The sequence below is a fragment of the Rhodococcus sp. IEGM1339 genome, assembly GCF_050321925.1.
Taxonomy (GTDB): domain Bacteria; phylum Actinomycetota; class Actinomycetes; order Mycobacteriales; family Mycobacteriaceae; genus Rhodococcus; species Rhodococcus pyridinivorans.
In genome coordinates this window covers 49484-65961 of the sequence record NZ_JBNQFT010000016.1, presented here as the reverse complement: position 1 = coordinate 65961, position 16478 = coordinate 49484, and the positions used below count along the sequence as shown (strand labels likewise).

Genomic DNA, 16478 nt, shown 5'->3' with positions numbered 1-16478 from the left:
CGGTGGTCACCACGGACGAGCAGATCGAGCGGGTCCGCGAACTCGTGGCCTCCGTGCCCGCAGGCCGGGTCGCGACCTACGGCGACATCGCCGGTGCCGCGGGCCTGTCGAGTGCACGCACCGTCGGATGGATCATGCGGACCGATTCCGCCGACCTGCCGTGGCACCGCGTGGTCCCGGCGTCCGGGCGACCGGCCTCGCACCTCGCGCGCCGGCAACTCGCGCGTCTCGAACTCGAGGGCGTCCCGATCTCCGGCGACCGGATCGATCTCACCCGTGCTCGACACCGGTTCCCGCCGGGCTCAGGCGAGCACGGCGGCGAGCCACGCGCAGACGACGAGTAGGTCCGGTCCCCGCGCCCACTGCCGGAGCAGATCGACCGGAATCTGCCCGACGGCCGTCTCGAGGATCAGACCGTCGTACCCGATCGGAGGTCGCGTGCGCATCCGATAGGCGGCCGCGCACCCACCGACGATGACGATCACGACGCCCGCCACCGACGCACTCCCGGCGAATCCCGTCACGGCACCGGCGACGACCGCGGCCGACCCCGGGACGGCCGAGAGTGCGCGACGCAGATACGTGTCGCTCGTACCGAGCAGGACGGCGAAATCGGGATCGCGGCTCACGTCGCGCAGACCCGCACCGAAGATCGTCGCCACGGTGAAGACGGCGACGAGCTGCACCACGACAGCGGCGGGCGGCGATACGACCGACATCAGCACCACGACACCGAGCAGCGCCACGCACGCGACGAGCACGGGTGTGGGCCTACGGACATGGCGGAGCAGATCGGAACGGACGAGTGCCGCGATCCGGCGGCGCGGCAGGGCCCGCGAGCGGCGGGATCCGATGCGCAACCAGGCCTTCCGTTCGACCACGCCTGTCAGCAGCGAAGGATCGAGTGCCGTGAACGACGCCGACACACCGACCGCGGTGTCCGATCCCACCCTCCACTCCGGTGCAGCGATCCTGTCGCATCGACGCAACGCCGAGACCGCCGGTGCCGCAACGGCGATCCACGCCCCCACCACGAACAACGGTCCCGGCGGTGGCACCGCGACGCCGACGGCGGCGACCGTCACCACGCCCGGAACGGCGACGAGGCACAGCCCGACCACGACCCGCACGACCGCGGGCACGAGTACCCGGCACTGCACGAGCATCGGAAGGGCGACGGCACCGACACCGAGAGCGGCAGCGAGACATGTGAACGCGACGCGCCCCTCCGGGGTGGTCACGAACGTCGCGAACCGTCCCGCGAGAGCACCCGCGATTGCACCGCAGATCAGGAGCGCCGCGACTCTCGGGCGGAGTGCCGCACCGCGATCCACCGGTGTGGACAGCAGCCAGAACTCCGTCTCGGTACCGCACGTCACCGGACCTGCGGCCCGGGTGGACGCCGTCCCCGCAGCGACCGCGATCGCGACGACGGCCCATCCCCACGCCGAGGTGCACCCCGAATCGCGCACGATCGGGTCCCCGCACGCGAAGGTCGTCGCCGGAAGGGAGAACAACCACCACGCCAGTCCCCCGCCGACATACAAGCCGAGGACGACCAGCACAGCGAGGGCCGGACGATCCACCAGCGGCGCGCGCCGGCGCTCGAAGGCGTGACGGAGCGCGCGGAGGTCGCGCGCGCTGGGGACGGTTCCGGTCAGCTCCATCGGTCCGCCTCCACCACCTGGTCGGCGACCGCGTCCACCAGCGCGACATCGTGCGAGACCATCAGCACGGTGCCGCCCGCGCGCTTCTCGGCTTCCAGTGTGGACGCCAACCACCGGCGACCGGCGTCGTCGAGATGCTGTTCGGGTTCGTCGAGGACGAGCAACCGCCGGGGCCGTACCAGCGCGGAGGCCAGCGCGAGCCGGCGGCGTTGCCCGCTCGAGAAGGTCAGCGGCAGTCGATCGGCCGACGCGGCGAGACCGACCGTCTCGAGGACCTGTGTCGCCGCGTCGAACGGGTCGGTCACGCCGTGACCGCTGGCGACGAGTTGCAGGTGTTCGTGCGCGGTGAGATGCGCGAATGTCGCCACGTCGCCGAGGACTGCGGCGACCTGCCGTCGCAGCGTCGGCGAGCTCTCGTCGACGGGGACGCCGTGGATCTCGACAACGCCCTCGTCGAGTCGGTCGACGCCGACGACGCATCCGAGCAGGGTGGACTTGCCGGTGCCGTTCGCGCCGATCACGGCGCAACATCGGCCGGGGGCGACGTCGACGTTCACCCCGGTGAAGACGGTCAGGTCACCGAACGAGCGGTGGGCGTTGCGGACGGACACGGCGGGTGTGCCGTGCGGATAGGGATCGAACATGGAAAATCTCCCGGTGTTCCTCGTCGGACGGAGTGTCGAGGGCGAGGACGGAACCGGGTGAGCGCGGACGTGGCCGTCCGGCGGTGTCGGGGTGGGAGTGGCGGCGGAACCCGCCGCGCAGACGTCGTTCCTCGGAGGTCGGGCCCCGGATGCTGCGACCGAAGGCGAACAGCGGATCCTCCGCGGCGCCGACGAACGCGAGTGCTGCGACGACCACCACCAGCAGGCCGAGGAGCAATCCGGCGGTGTCGCCGGTGGAGACCGCGGTGACCGGAACGACCGCGGCGACGAGCCAGGACATGAGGACGACGAACACCGCCGCGCCGTTCCGCCAGCCGAAGAACATACCCGGCAGTCTATCCGCGACACGGTAGTGCGATCGGTGCCGAACACGGCAGTGCGATCGGTGCCGAACACGGCAGTGCGATCGGTGCCGGACACGGCGAGTACAGACGATCACGAGCGCGGCGGATGAGGCAGCATGAAGACATGAGCACGCTCACCCACGTCGAAGCCGTGATCGTCGCGGGAGGCCGCGCGACCCGCATGGGAGGCGTCGACAAGCCCGCTCTGACCGTCGGCGGCCGCAGGATGCTCGACACCGCCCTGGGCGCGGTCGAGGGGTGCGCGCGGGTGACGGTGGTGGGTCCGCACCGCGACGATCTCGACCTCCACGTGCTGCAGATCCAGGAGACACCGCCCGGCGCGGGTCCGGTCGCGGCGCTGGCAGCGGCGGATCCGGTCGCCGATCTCGTGGTCACTCTCGCCGCCGACCTTCCGTTCGTCACACCGACGACGGTTGCGGCCCTGCTGGAGGCCCTGAACGAGGATGCGACGGCCGAGGCCGCCTTCGCGGTGGACGACACCGGCCGGGTGCAGTTCCTGCTCGCCGCGTGGCGGACACCGGCGCTGGCCGCGCGTCTGGACTCTCTCGGTGGAGACGTCGCGAACCGGCCCATGAAGGCGTTGTTGCCCGAGCGGTACGTCACCGTCTCGGTGTCCGAGGCGACCGACTGCGACACCCCTGCCGATCTGGAGGCGGCGCGCGCCGAATCCGCGACCGCCCGTGTGGCCGCCGATCCGGACCGGGCGCGGAGAATCCTACGGGAAGCGTTGTCGCCGTTGCCTTCCCGCACCGTTCCGGTCGAGGAGGCGCGGGGCGCCACATTGGCGGCTCCGCTCGTCGCGGTGGAGGCGTTGCCTCGCGTCCGCACCTCGGCGATGGACGGTTACGTGGTGGCGGGCGACGGACCGTGGTTGTTGCGCAACGAGATCCGCTACGCGGGCGACGGAGGCTCGCTCACGCTCGGCGACGGGGAAGCGGCCCGGATTGCGACGGGCGCCCACCTGCCGGCCGGCGCGACCGCCGTCGTGCGCGACGAGTTCGTCCGCATGGAAGGCGGTCTCGTCAGTCGACTGCCCGATGCGCCCGTGCGCGACGACGCGCGGCGCCGCGGGGAGGACTGGGAGTCGGGGACGGTCCTCGCCGAGGCCGGCACCGCCGTGAGCCCGGCGGTCGCCTCCGCGGCCGCCAGCGGTGAGGTCACCGAACTCCGGGTGCGAGGTCCTCTACGGGTGCATATAGTGCTCACCGGCGACGAGATCCGACGCACCGGCCCTCTGCGCGAGGGGCAGACGCGCGACTCGCTGGGTCCGGTACTCCCGGACTTCGTCCGCTGGTGCGGCGCCACGGTGGTCGGTGAAGGGCATCTCCGCGACACCGCCGACGGATTCGATGCGTTGTTCACGGGCACCGATGCCGATGCGATCGTCATCGTGGGCGCGACGGGCGGTGGCGCCGCCGATCAGTTGCGCGGTGCGCTGGCGCGGGCCGGCGCGCAGGTGGTCGTCGAACGGGTGCGGTGCAAGCCCGGCGGATCACAGGTCGCGGCGACGCTGCCGGACGGCCGTGCCGCGCTGGGACTGCCCGGGAATCCGGTGGCGGCGGTGTCGACGCTGCTGGTGCTGCTGCCTGCGATCGTCGACGGCCGCACCCTCCGCACACCGGCGACTCCTGTGACCGCTCCGCTGGCGAACGCCTCGGAGGTCGTCGGCGACATCACGCGGTTGCTCCCCGCCCGCCAGGACGTGCAGGGACGATGGTTGTGCGACAACACGATTCGTACCGCGCATCTCGCCGGCCTCATCGGGCGCAGCGCGATCGCCGTGGTGCCACCGGGAGCGGTGGACGGCGACCGCGTCGAATTGCTGCCGCTCCCCCGCTGATTCAGGCGCGGTGGCGAGCCGCTCCCACGGGAGCGAGGCGCAACGCGTCGACCGCGGAGCGGTAGCGCCGGGCCACGAGGTCGACGACGGGTTCGGCGACACCGATCGGCGCAGCGACGCCGTCGGCGCCGACCTCCGCCAGGCGGTGGTGGAACAGACCGTCGGCGAGAAGATACGACGCGACGAACACCCGGTGTGCGCCGCCGGCGCGGACCTCGTCCACGACGGTCGCGACCCGCGGTTCTCCGGTGGCGATCCATCCGACGCGCACCGGGGTCTGCACGAGCGACGAGACCATGCGGGCCGTCACGTGGACGTCGTGGCGGGCGCGAGGGTCGGACGAGCCGGCGGCCGCGAGAACGACGTCGTCGCCCTCGACCCAGCCGGCCTGCCGCAACCGCTCGACGAGGACACGGGCGAGAGCAGGATCGGGACCGAGCGCGGGGGTGATCGTCACCGCGTCGTTCCCGCCGGCCGCGACCTCGCGCGGAACGTCGGTGTGCACGTGATAGCCGGAGGCGAGGAAGGCGGGGACGAGCACGGTCGGACGGCCGGTGTCGCGCAGGACCTCCGAGGGCGACGGTCCGAGGACGTCGACGAAGGCGACACGGGTGGGGCCGACGCGGGAGGAGACGGCATCGGCGAGCGCCGCGATCATGTCGACACCGCGCGGATTGCGGGTGCCGTGCGCAACGAGCAGGAGCGCCGGGTCGGCGTGTGTACCGGTCATGGATGCATTCCTTCCGGGTCGACGGCGAGGCGGTAGCCGCGCTTGACGACGGTCTGCACGATCGCCGGTGCGCCGAGAGCCGAGCGCACCCGGGCGACCGCGGTTTCGACGGCGTGAGTGTCGCCGCCACCGCCGGGCAGGGCCGCGAGGAGTTCCTCGCGGGAGACGACGAGACCGGCGCGCGCGACGAGTGTGCGCATCAGGGCCATCCCGGTAGGGGGAAGGCACCGCACGGTGCCGTCGACGATCACGCAGCGCCCTCGCGGACTGAGTACGTGACCGCCGGCCTCGATGCGCACAGCCCGCCGGGGCAGTTCCTCGGCGATGTGCCGGGCCAGCGAACCCAGCCGGGATCGGGTGGGCATGCTGACGGGTACGTCGAGTTCGGTGAGCGGTGCCGCGGTGACGGGACCGACGCACACCGCGGTGACGCCGGTCCGCAGCGACCGGAGCATCGGCTCGAGCCAGCCGGTCTCCTTGGCCCGCATGAGCATCGACGCGACGGCCGGTGCACTGGTGAAGCTCACGGCGTCGAGTCCGCGTTCGACGATCTGCTCGATCATCCGGTCGAGCGCGGTGAGATCCTCGGGGGCCGTCCATCGGTAGACCGGGACGGGCACGACGTCGGCGCCCGCAGCGCGCAGCGCATCGCACATGTCGGTCCCAGGCTCCCATTCGGTGCGCTCGCCGTGCAACTGCACCGCGATGCGGCGGCCGGCGACCCCCTCCTTCAGCAGAAGTTCGAGCACCTCGGCGGACGATTCCGAGGAAGGAGACCACTCCTCGCGGAGTTCGGCGGCCCGGATCGCGCCCGTGACCTTCGGGCCACGGGCGAGGATCCGGCTCGAGCCGAGCGCCTGCGCGAGGTCGTCGGCGAATCCCCAGCCCTCCGCTGCACCCATCCACCCGCGGAATCCGATCGCCGTGGTGGCGATCGTGATGTCCGGGGGCTGCGCGACGATGCAGCGGGTGACGCGCTCGAGCTCGTCGTCGTCGGACAGCGGAATGATGCGGATGGCGGGGGCGTGCACGACCTCGGCCCCACGCCTGGTGAGGAGCGTGGCGAACTCGTCGGCACGCCGAGCTGCCGTCACGCCGATGGTGAATCCCCGCAACGGCACGTTGTCGTCGCTCACGAACCCTCTCCGGTCGGCCCCTCGTGCCGCTGGTCACGGGGGACGAGGCTGTGGATCTGGACGACTCCCGCCCATACGCGCACCTCGTAGACGGGCAGACGCACCGACGGATCGTCGAGGTACCGGCCGTCGTCGAGGGAGAAGACCTGCTTGAGCAGCGGCGACGCCACGGTGGGCTCTCCGCCCCGGTCGCCCACGATACCGCGGGACATCACCGCGGCGCGGCCGAACGGATCGAAGTTGCTTACTGCGCGCAGCGTTCCGTCGTCGAGCAGGAACAGGGCCACCTGCTCGCCGCCGCGCAGCAGCACGGCCACGCCGCGGCCCGGAATGAGATGGCTGAGCGGACAGGCCGAGGTCCATTCCAGTCGCCCGTCGAACACGCTGTCGCGCGTCGATCCCCCTACGGTGTGCGTCTCGATGACGGTCATCGCTGTCCTCCTTGAAACTGCTGTCCTGAAGTGTGGGTGCCGGGTGTTTCGAGCGCGTTACCCGCTCGTTCCCTCGGGGTAAGCGGTCGTCACGCCCCGGTTCCGGGTCCGATGCCCGGCATACCCACGAGGACGGGGACCTTGCGGGGGCCGCTGTCGTCGAAGCGGACCGTGGGGTCGGGCTGCTCGGGCGCGTTGACGAACGAGACGAACCGCGCCAGCTTCTCCGGATCCTCGAGGACACCGGCCCACTCGTCCTTGTAGCCCTCGACATGCTTGGCCATCGCGGCCTCGAGATCGTCGGCGATGCCGAGGACATCGTCGCACACGACCTCCTCGAGGTGCGCGAGACCGCCCTCGAGTGCGTCGAGCCACGGCGCGGTGCGCTGGAGCCGGTCGGCGGTGCGGATGTAGAACATCAGGAACCGGTCGATGTAGCGGACGAGGGTCTCGTCGTCGAGACCACCGGCGAGGAGCTGTGCGTGCTTGGGCGACTGGCCGCCGTTGCCGCACACGTACAGGTTCCAGCCGTTCTCCGTCGCGATGACACCGACGTCCTTGCCGCGTGCCTCGGCGCATTCACGGGCGCAACCCGACACACCCATCTTGAGCTTGTGGGGCGATCGCAGTCCGCGGTAACGCAATTCGAGGGCGACGGCCATCCCGACCGAGTCCTGCACGCCGTAGCGGCACCAGGTGGAGCCGACACAGCTCTTGACGGTGCGCAGCGACTTGCCGTACGCCTGGCCGGATTCCATGCCGGCGTCGACGAGACGCTTCCAGATCTGCGGGAGCTGTTCGACGCGGGCACCGAACAGGTCGACGCGCTGACCGCCGGTCATCTTCACGTAGAGACCGAAATCGCGTGCCACCTCACCGATCACGATGAGCTGCTCGGGGGTGCACTCGCCACCGGGCATGCGCGGCACTACCGAGTAGGTGCCGTTCTTCTGGATGTTGGCGAGGAAGTGGTCGTTCGTGTCCTGCAGACCTGCCTGCTTCGGGTGCAGGATGTGGTCGGAGTCGGTGGACGCGAGGATCGAGGCGACCACCGGCTTGCAGATGTCGCAGCCGTGTCCGGTTCCGTACTGCGCGATGAGCACGGAGAAGGTGCGGATGCCGGTGGCCTGGACGATCTCGAACAGTTCGGCGCGCGACTGCTCGAAGTGCTCGCACAGGGCCTTCGACATCTGCACACCCGACTGGGCGAGCAGTTGCTTGATGCTCGGGAGGCAGCCGCCGCAGGTGGTGCCCGCACTCGTGCACGACTTGATCTGCGCGATGTCGCAGGCGCCCTCGGAGATCGCGCCGCAGATCGCGCCCTTGGTGACACCGTTGCACGAGCACACCTCGGCGTCGTCGGGCAGCGCGCCGGCGCCCGGCTTCTCCCCCACCGGGGAGATCAGCGTGGCCGGATCACCCGGCAGTTCGCGGCCCACCAGCGGTCGCAGCGTGCCGTAGGCGGAGGCGTCGCCGACGAGGATGCCACCGAGCAGGGTCTTCGCGTCGTCGGAGACGACGAGCTTGGCGTAGGTGCCCTTCGCGGAGTCGGACAGCACGACCTCGAGGGCGCCGGGCGTCGTCGCGTGGGCATCGCCGAAGCTCGCGACATCCACGCCGAGCAGTTTGAGCTTCGTCGACAGGTCGGCGCCGGGGAACTCGGCGGTGCCGCCGACGAGCCGGTCGGCGACGACCTCGGCGGTGCTGTAGCCGGGGGCGACGAGTCCGTAGCAGGTGCCCTCGACGGCCGCGCATTCACCGATCGCGTAGACGGCCTCGTCCGAGATGCTCCGACAGGTGCGGTCGGTGAGCACACCACCGCGGCCGCCGAGTTCGAGTCCGGCCTCGCGGGCGAGTTCGTCCTGGGGACGGATGCCGGCGGAGAAGATCACGAGCCCGGCCTCGAGGACGGAGCCGTCGGACAGGGTCACCTGGAGCGCCTCAGGTCCGGCCTCGATCTTCTCGGTGCCCACACCGGTGTGGGTGACGAGGCCGAGGTCGGTGACGAGACGGTCGAGGACACGGCCGCCGCCCTCGTCGACCTGGGCGGGCATGAGCCGGTTGTTGTACTCGACGACGTGCGGGGTCACGCCCAGCAGGCGCAGCGCGTTGGCGGCCTCGAGTCCGAGCAGGCCACCACCGATGACGATGCCGGCGAGGCCGGCGGCCTTGGCGCGTTCGGCGGCGGCGCGGATGCCGTCGAGATCGTCGAGCGTGCGGTAGACGAAGCAGCCGGGCAGGTCGTGGCCGGGCACGGGGGGCACGAAGGGGTACGAGCCGGTCGCGAGGACGAGGCTGTCGTAGGGCAGAACGTCGCCGCCGGCGGTGGTGACGGTGCGGGCCGCGCGGTCGATTCCCACGGCGCGGGTGCCGACACGCAGGTCGACGAGGTCGTCTGCTGCGTAGTCGTTTCCGGCGAGGGCGAGTTCCTTGCGGTCCCAGGCTCCGACGTAGGACGACAGTCCCACGCGGTCGTAGGCGGCGTCGGCCTCCTCGCCGAGCACGGTCACCGACCAGCTGTTCTGCTCGTCGCGGGCGCGAAGGGCTTCGACGAAGCGGTGGGCGACCATTCCGTGTCCGACGACGACGACGTTCTTGCGGCTCATGATGTTCTCTTTCTTCGTGCCGGGATCGGTCAGACTGCGACGCGGGCCGGGGCGGGAGCCTCGCTGGACGGCTCGCTCGTGGGGGTGGTGTGAGGGCGGCGGAGGAAGACGAACCAGGTCACCGCGATGCACACGAGGTAGAAGATCGCGAAGACCCAGAAGGCCATCGTCGCGGACTGCGCCTCGCCGCCGTAGGAGGCGCGGAAGACGAGGTTGATGCCCACGCCGCCGAGTCCGCCGATGGCACCGGCGAAGCCGATGAGGGCACCGGACATGCTGCGCGACCAGGCGGCCTTCTCGTCGCGATCCAGTTCGTCGAGATCCTGCGCACGGGCCTCGAAGATGGACGGGATCATCTTGTAGACCGAGCCGTTGCCGAGCCCGGAGAGCAGGAACAGGGCGATGAAGCCGAGCACCATGGCGGTCAGCACACCGCCGGTCGCGGCGCCGGTGGTGCGGTCGTCGAGGGTGCCGGCGACGATGAGCACCGCGGCGGCCAGGGCCATCGCGACGAAGGTGTAGAGGGTGATCTTCCCGCCGCCGATGCGGTCGGCGAGCTTTCCGCCGAGCGGGCGCGAGATGGATCCGAGGAGCGGGCCGATGAAGGCGATCTGCGCGGCGTGCAGTGCGGCCTGGGCGGGGGTGTCGCCGCCGGCGAGGAAGTTGATCTGCAGGACCTGACCGAAGGCGAAGCTGAAGCCGATGAACGAACCGAAGGTGCCGATGTAGAGGAAGGAGATGATCCACGAGTCGCGGAACTTCAGCGCGGCGCCCATGGCCCGCAGGTCGGCCTTCTGATCACGGAGGTTGTCCATGAACAGGGCGGCGCCGAGCGCGGCGACGGCGCACAGGACCAGGTAGACCGCGCACACGATCCAGGGCTCGGTGTTGCCGACGGTGGCGATGACGAGCAGGCCGATCAGCTGGACCGCCGGGACACCGATGTTCCCGCCGCCGGCGTTGAGTCCGAGGGCCCAGCCCTTCAGTCGCTGGGGGTAGAAGGCGTTGATGTTGGTCATCGACGAGGCGAAGTTGCCGCCGCCGACACCGGCAAGTGCCGCGACCAGCATGAACGTCGTGTAGGAGTGACCCGGGTTCAGCATCAGGTACAGCGCCCCGATGGTGGGGATCAGCAGTACGAGGGCACTGAAGATGGTCCAGTTGCGGCCACCGAAGCGGGCGGTGGCGACGGTGTAGGGTATGCGGAGGATCGCGCCGACGAGCGTGGGGACGGCGACCAGGAAGAACTTGCCGGCGGCGTCGATGCCGTACACCTCGGTGGGCATGAACAGCACCATCACCGACCAGATCGACCAGACGGAGAAGCCGACGTGCTCGGCGATCACCGACCAGATCAGGTTGCGCTTGGCGACCTGCTTGCCGCCGGCCTCCCACGCCTCCACATCCTCGGCGTCCCACCGCTCGATGTTGTGCTTGCGCGCGAATTTGTCTCTGAGACTTTCCTTTTCGATGAAGGTCGTCATCGCCGTTCCTCCTCGGGTCCGTGTTGATCCCCAAGGTAGGAAACGGGTGTTGCTACGGTGCTGCCCGCGGTGACCGTCGCGTCAAGAGTTGCTCACCCCGGCCCCGGCCGCCCTGTGAGGTGTTACAGGAGGAACCGCACGAGGTCGGCGGTGTGCGCCAGGCCCGGGAAGGCGTCCTCGGTCGAGCGCGGGTGCAGCGCGTGCACGGCCAGCCGGAAGATGACCGCGCGCAGCAGCATCTGCGGCCATTCCGGCAGATCCTCCCAGCGACCGATGAGCCCTTCGTCGGCACCGCCCCACGACAGTGCGTCGACGACGGCGACGGCGGCCGCCCACGAGGCCGGACGCCAGTAGGGGGTGATGTCGGTCAGCCCGGGTGCCGCGCGCCCGGCGAACAAGACGGTGCCGAACAGGTCGCCGTGGACGAGCTGATCAGGCAGGTGCACGGGCTTGCGGAAGGTCGCGAGCTGGTTGATCAGGTCGAGACTCTTACGGCCGTCGGGGGTCACCGTCTCGGGCGCACCCGCCGCGCGGGCGCTGCGCAGGGGCACGGTTTCCCAGGCCGCGCGGTCGGCCGCGACGAAGACGTCGACGTCCTCCCAGGGCGCGACCGGAGGCTGCATGAGGAAACGGGGACGTTCGAGCTGCGCGGTGGCGGTGTGCAGCCGCAGCGACAGCGAGACCACTTCGTCGTGCCTGGGCTCGGACGTACCGACGATGTAGGTGTCGGCGCGCCATCCGGAGACCACGTAGCGACCGTCGGTGGACCGCACCGGACGGGCCAGCCGCACACCGTCGACGGTCAGGGTCTCCCGCACTTTGGCGGACCAGGCCGCGCGAGCATGATCGGCGACTCGGGACAGCACCACGTCTCCACACCGGAAACCGCCGTCCCAGTCGGGCCCGAGCGGGACCGGTTCGACGTCGCGGAGACCGAATGTGGAGCACACGTGCTGAGGCGGTTCGAGTGAGCTCACGCAGCTCAACCTACCGCCGCACACCGCTCGGATCGGGAAGGCACTCCGCTGTTTCAGGTCACAACGAGGTCACCGTCAGTACACCGGTAGCGAGGGATCCACCTGCTGCGCCCACGCGATCACCCCGCCGTGCAGATGTGTCGCGTCCGAGAATCCGGCTCGCACAAGCACTTCGAGCGCCTCGGCCGATCGGATTCCCGTCTTGCAGTACAGCACGATCGGCGTGTTCTGCGGCAGGTCGGCGAGGACCTCACCGGAGAGGATGCGGTCCTTCGGCACGAGCCGGGCACCGTCGATGCGGACGATCTCCCACTCGACGGGTTCGCGCACGTCGATCAGCGCGATGTCGCGGCCCTCGTCGAGCATCCGGCGCAACTCGCTGGGGGTGACGGCCGAGCGAGCCGACGCGGCGGCATCGGGAACGATCCCACAGAAGGCCTCGTAGTCGACGAGTTCGGTGACGGGCACCCGTCCCGGATCCCGGCGCAGGGTCACCGTCCGGAACGACATCGCGAGCGCGTCGTAGATCAGGAGGCGACCGAGCAGCGGCTCGCCGATCCCGGTGACGAGTTTGATCGCCTCGGTCGCCATGACGGTGCCGATCGTGCCGGGCAGGACACCGAGTACCCCGCCCTCCGCGCAGGAGGGAACCATCCCCGGTGGCGGTGCCTCGGGGTAGAGGTCGCGGTAGTTCAGGCCGCGTCCGTCCGGGGCGTCCTCCCAGAACACCGATACCTGGCCCTCGAAACGGAAGATCGATCCCCACACGTAGGGCTTGCCCGCGAGGACCGCGGCGTCGTTGACGAGATAGCGGGTCGCGAAGTTGTCGGTGCCGTCGAGGATGAGGTCGTACTGCTCGAACAGCTGCACGGCATTGCTCGACTCCAGGCGCGTCTCGTGCAGGCGCACAGTCACACCGTCGTTGATCGCCAGGATGCTGTCGCGGGCACTGTCCGCCTTGGGCCGTCCGACGTCGGAGCGGCCGTGGATCACCTGGCGCTGCAGGTTGGACGTCTCCACGTCGTCGAACTCGACGATGCCGATCGTGGCGACCCCCGCCGCCGCGAGATACAGCAGGGCGGGCGAACCCAGGCCGCCGGCGCCGATACACAGCACCCGCGCGTTCTTCAGGCGACGCTGGCCGGTGACCCCGACATTCGGGATGATCAGGTGACGGCTGTACCGCGCGACCTCCTCGCGACCGAGCTCCGGGCCGGGTTCCACCAACGGCGGAAGGGATCGGCGCGTCGACGGTGTCGTTGCGGTCACGGGTTCTCCTGTCGCGATGCGTCCTGCGTCACCGTCCATGGTGCCATTCCCTGCTGCGACCCCCATTCCGCCCGTCGACCCCCACCTCGCCCGTCGACTCCGCTCGGCCCGTCGACCCCGACCGGCGCCTACGCCCGCGGGTACGGCCACGGGTTGAACCGGCACCGCGCCCCGTCGGCGGGGACCGTGCCGCCCGGGTCCAGGCGCGCGATGTCGTCGTTGGCGGTGCCGAAGGTCTGCTGCATCATGATCGGCGCGAGGCCGCCGTCGGTGGTGCAGGCATCGTGTTGCGCCAGGCCGATGGCGTGGCCGACCTCGTGGTTGACGACGTACTGGCGGTACGACCCGATGTCGCCCTGGAAGGCGACGGCCCCGCGCACCCACCGCGCTTCGTTGAGGAACACCCGCTCCATCGAGGGGTTGAAGCACGATCCCTCGAGCGGGATGTCGTAGCCGCATCCTTCGCGAATGGTCATCTGCGAGGTGAGGGAGATCCGGAAGTCCGGCTCGCCGGTGTCGATTCGGCGGAAGGCGACCGCCTCGTCGCCGATCCAGCTGCGCGGGTCGGCGAGGGTCCGGTCGACCATCGACGCGAAGGCCGCGTCGCCGCCGTAGCCGGTGGTGTCGATGCCCTCCTCGAGTTCCACCGTGTAGGTGAACACACGGGTCTGCCCCGCGCCGACCTGACCCGTGGTGCCGGGCACGACCCGCCACTCCCGCGCACCGACCTCCGTGAACGGGCCGCCCTCCGGCAGCGCACCGGACTCGAGCGACTCGGGGAAGGTTCCCTCGGGTTGCGGGGCCTCGACGATGATCTCGGTGACCTCGCTCGCGTCGGTCTGGTCGGCGGGCTCCTCCGCTCCGGCGCCACGCGCGGCGTCCCACAGCACGATCAGGGTCACGACGGCGAGGATCGGAACGGCGTAGGCGCGCCAGCCGTAGGTGGCGACGAACCTGCCCACGCGGGTCTGCTTGCGGACGTCCCGTTCGGGTCGCGGTCGGCGCGGCGGCCGGTCCGGCCGTCCCACCGGGTCCCACACGGCACGCAGGGGCTGGTGCGACCGGCGACCCGTCTCGGGTCGTTCCGTTCCTCGCGACCGGGACGAACCGGGCAGCGTCGGGGAAGGATCTGTCGGCGAGGAGCCCTGCGGGCCCCTGCTCTCGCGCACTCCTCCACGCTCGATCACGGATGTCAGGATGTCATATCGAGACCATTTCGATATCCGAAGCGCCGAACCTGCGCCCCCATTCGTGCACCGGGAACGGATACTGGGCGGTAGGCCGATCCTTTCGACACGCGACTTCACCTGTAACGTGCAGAGACGAGGAGCGCCGAGGTGGTACAGGCCACGTTCGGAAGTAGTGCAGATTGGGAGTAAGCATGACCGACGTCACCGAACGAGCATCCGGCCGGGGTTCCAACGGCAAACGGGGCGCCCGGATGCCGCGTGACGAGCGTCGTGCCCAGTTGCTCGAGGCTGCCAGCGAAGTATTCGTCACACGCGGTTACCACTCGGCCGGCATGGACGAGATCGCCGAGTGTGCCGGGGTGAGCAAGCCCGTCCTGTACCAGCACTTCCCCGGCAAGCTCGAACTGTATTGCGCCGTGCTCCAGAACTACGTGGACACCCTCATCAACGGCGTACGCCAGGCCCTGCGGTCCACCACCGACAACCGTCAGCGCGTGCGCGCCGCAGTGCAGGCCTTCTTCGATTTCGTCGACAACGACAGCCAGGGATTCCGGCTCGTCTTCGAATCCGATCTGATGGGCGAACCGCAGGTGTCGCGGCGAGTGGAGCAGGCCACCGAGGCGTGCGTCGACGCCGTCTTCGACCTCGTCAGCCACGACTCCGGTCTCGATCCGTACCGGGCCCGCATCCTCGCGGTCGGCCTGGTGGGAACGAGCCAGTTCACCGCACGCTACTGGCTCGACGCCGCACGCCCGATCCCCAAGGAGGACGCCGTGGACACCACGGTCGCGCTGGCCTGGGGCGGTCTGAAGCACGTGCCGCTGCAGCCGGAACTCCGTCGTCGCTGACGACACATGCTGACGACACATACCGAGAACGACGAACGGGCCGGGGCGACATGCCCCGGCCCGTTCTCGTCGGTCGCTCTCAGTTGGCGGCGAAGCCGACCTTGCCCAGCGTGGCAGGACCGATGTCCACGTAGCTGATCTTGGCGGCCTGCACGAGAACCTTGCGGCCCTTCTCGTCGACAAGGGCGAGCACCCCGTCGTCGGCGCCGCTCAACGCGGCCCGGACGAGCTTCTCCACCTCGCCGGGCGTCTGGTCGCTGACGACGACAACTTCGCGCGGGCTGTCCGCGACGCCGATCTTGACCTCCACGGTGGACCTCCGATTCTCATGCATTGAAACCGAGCTGGTACTGCTATCAGCCCCAGGCTAATGCAGTCCGAGCACCGACATCCGCTCGGCGTGCTCGACCTGCATGCGATCGAACAGCGCGGCGATGTTCGCCAGGTCACCGGACGCGAGAATCACCAGCTCGGCGAGTTCCTCGTTCTGCGCGAGGACGTACTGCGCCTGGGTGATGGCCTCGCCGAGCAGCCGGCGTCCCCACAGCATCAGGCGGTCCTTCTGCAGCGGGCTGCGCTCGACGACCTCACGGACCTCATGCACCACGAACTCCGAGTGGCCGGTCTCGGCGAGGACCTCCCGGACCACCGTGGACACCTCGGGAGCAAGCATGTCGGCGATCTCACAGTAGAAATCTGCGGCGATCCTGTCACCGACGTATGCCTTCACGAGAACCTCGAGCCACGTCGACGGAGTGGTCGAGGCGTGGTAGGCGTCGAGGGCTTTGCGGTAGGGCTCCATCGCCGCGTAGATCTCCACACCACGATCGGTGAGCGCGGTGTGGAGCGTCTCGAAATGGCTCATCTCCGCAGCTGCCATGCTTGCGAGGGCGACCCGCCCGCGCAGGGACGGGGAGAACCGTGCGTCCTCGGCGAGCCGGTAGAACGCCGAGATCTCGCCGTACGCGAGCAACGCGAAGAGCTCTGCGACACCGGGGTGATCGGCGGGGACTGCGGGTCCGCCCGGCGTCGTGCCGGACTCGGAGGTGGACTGCGGCGTATCGGCTCCCATGACGACGAAGCGTAGTACTACCTCGTGGAATGCGCCGGAACCGGTACAATGGATCGGGAAGCCCGCGCTTCGAGCCGCCGACCGTGGCCCGCGAGCTTCCCAGATAATGTGCGCGCACCCGAACTGCGGATCGCTGCCGCGCTTCGCCGAGCCTGGTGGAAACCGCTCGCGCTGAGGTGCAGGCCGGTCGCCTTTCCC

Annotated in this window: 16 protein-coding genes; 3 read left to right on the top strand and 13 right to left on the bottom strand. The window is 70.0% G+C overall.

The annotated features are described in order from the left end of the window. Positions 1-2 precede the first annotated feature (2 nt). Positions 3-344 carry an MGMT family protein gene (locus ACQR3U_RS15430; protein ID WP_006550258.1) on the top strand — a complete coding sequence of 114 codons (342 nt, stop codon included), beginning with the start codon at positions 3-5 and terminating at the stop codon, positions 342-344. Here ACQR3U_RS15430 and ACQR3U_RS15425 read toward each other — a convergent pair. From ACQR3U_RS15425 to ACQR3U_RS15415, 3 genes are read right to left on the bottom strand one after another with little or no spacing between them, the layout of a single operon-like run. Beyond that, complete coding sequence (locus ACQR3U_RS15425; RefSeq protein WP_230810813.1) at positions 303-1667, bottom strand: DUF6297 family protein; 1365 nt, start codon at positions 1665-1667, stop codon at positions 303-305. The two genes, ACQR3U_RS15430 and ACQR3U_RS15425, sit on opposite strands and share 42 nt — an antisense overlap. After that, positions 1658-2311: an ABC transporter ATP-binding protein gene (locus tag ACQR3U_RS15420; protein WP_230810814.1), complete on the bottom strand. Its 654-nt coding sequence runs from the start codon at positions 2309-2311 to the stop codon at positions 1658-1660. Before ACQR3U_RS15420 ends, ACQR3U_RS15425 begins: the two co-directional genes overlap by 10 nt. Beyond that, positions 2244-2657 (bottom strand): DUF6412 domain-containing protein, encoded by a 414-nt coding sequence (locus tag ACQR3U_RS15415; protein WP_006550255.1) that lies wholly within the window; start codon positions 2655-2657, stop codon positions 2244-2246. The genes ACQR3U_RS15420 and ACQR3U_RS15415 overlap by 68 nt, the downstream gene beginning before the upstream one ends. A 143-nt stretch (positions 2658-2800) precedes the next feature. Here ACQR3U_RS15415 and ACQR3U_RS15410 point away from each other — a divergent pair, with 143 nt between their 5' ends. Beyond that, a complete protein-coding gene (locus ACQR3U_RS15410; protein WP_230810815.1) occupies positions 2801-4537 on the top strand; it encodes an NTP transferase domain-containing protein in 1737 nt (578 codons plus the stop codon). Position 4538: 1 nt separating this feature from the next. Here the strand turns inward: ACQR3U_RS15410 and ACQR3U_RS15405 are convergent, their stop codons facing one another. From ACQR3U_RS15405 to ACQR3U_RS15370, 8 genes are all read right to left on the bottom strand, one after another. Continuing rightward, entirely contained in the window at positions 4539-5267 is a 729-nt protein-coding gene (locus ACQR3U_RS15405) for a sirohydrochlorin chelatase (RefSeq protein ID WP_024101478.1), read from the bottom strand. After that, on the bottom strand, positions 5264-6403 hold the full coding sequence (locus ACQR3U_RS15400; protein WP_230810816.1) for a uroporphyrinogen-III synthase: 1140 nt from the start codon (positions 6401-6403) through the stop codon (positions 5264-5266). Before ACQR3U_RS15400 ends, ACQR3U_RS15405 begins: the two co-directional genes overlap by 4 nt. Further along, positions 6400-6834 carry a nitrite reductase small subunit NirD gene (gene nirD / locus ACQR3U_RS15395; protein WP_006550251.1) on the bottom strand — a complete coding sequence of 145 codons (435 nt, stop codon included), beginning with the start codon at positions 6832-6834 and terminating at the stop codon, positions 6400-6402. The genes ACQR3U_RS15400 and nirD overlap by 4 nt, the downstream gene beginning before the upstream one ends. A gap of 89 nt (positions 6835-6923) precedes the next feature. Further along, positions 6924-9440 carry a nitrite reductase large subunit NirB gene (gene nirB, locus ACQR3U_RS15390; RefSeq protein WP_230810817.1) on the bottom strand — a complete coding sequence of 839 codons (2517 nt, stop codon included), beginning with the start codon at positions 9438-9440 and terminating at the stop codon, positions 6924-6926. Between the two features lie 29 nt (positions 9441-9469). After that, a complete protein-coding gene (locus ACQR3U_RS15385; protein ID WP_064061971.1) occupies positions 9470-10924 on the bottom strand; it encodes a nitrate/nitrite transporter in 1455 nt (484 codons plus the stop codon). A gap of 122 nt (positions 10925-11046) precedes the next feature. Further along, positions 11047-11901 (bottom strand): TIGR02569 family protein, encoded by an 855-nt coding sequence (locus ACQR3U_RS15380; RefSeq protein ID WP_006550248.1) that lies wholly within the window; start codon positions 11899-11901, stop codon positions 11047-11049. 75 nt (positions 11902-11976) lie between these two features. Next, the gene (gene moeZ, locus ACQR3U_RS15375) at positions 11977-13209 is read right to left on the bottom strand and encodes an adenylyltransferase/sulfurtransferase MoeZ (protein WP_269065767.1); all 1233 of its coding nucleotides are present in this window, start codon (positions 13207-13209) and stop codon (positions 11977-11979) included. An 89-nt stretch (positions 13210-13298) separates the two neighbouring features. Further along, positions 13299-14357: a DUF3152 domain-containing protein gene (locus ACQR3U_RS15370; RefSeq protein ID WP_372477640.1), complete on the bottom strand. Its 1059-nt coding sequence runs from the start codon at positions 14355-14357 to the stop codon at positions 13299-13301. Positions 14358-14551: 194 nt separating this feature from the next. On the opposite strand from ACQR3U_RS15370, the gene ACQR3U_RS15365 reads away from it, so the two are divergent. Next, the gene (locus ACQR3U_RS15365; RefSeq protein ID WP_006550245.1) at positions 14552-15208 is read left to right on the top strand and encodes a TetR/AcrR family transcriptional regulator; all 657 of its coding nucleotides are present in this window, start codon (positions 14552-14554) and stop codon (positions 15206-15208) included. A 79-nt stretch (positions 15209-15287) separates the two neighbouring features. Here the strand turns inward: ACQR3U_RS15365 and ACQR3U_RS15360 are convergent, their stop codons facing one another. Next, complete coding sequence (locus tag ACQR3U_RS15360; RefSeq protein WP_230810818.1) at positions 15288-15518, bottom strand: DUF3107 domain-containing protein; 231 nt, start codon at positions 15516-15518, stop codon at positions 15288-15290. Positions 15519-15575: 57 nt separating this feature from the next. Continuing rightward, complete coding sequence (locus tag ACQR3U_RS15355) at positions 15576-16280, bottom strand: ferritin-like fold-containing protein (RefSeq protein WP_006550243.1); 705 nt, start codon at positions 16278-16280, stop codon at positions 15576-15578. Between the last annotated feature and the right edge of the window lie 198 nt (positions 16281-16478).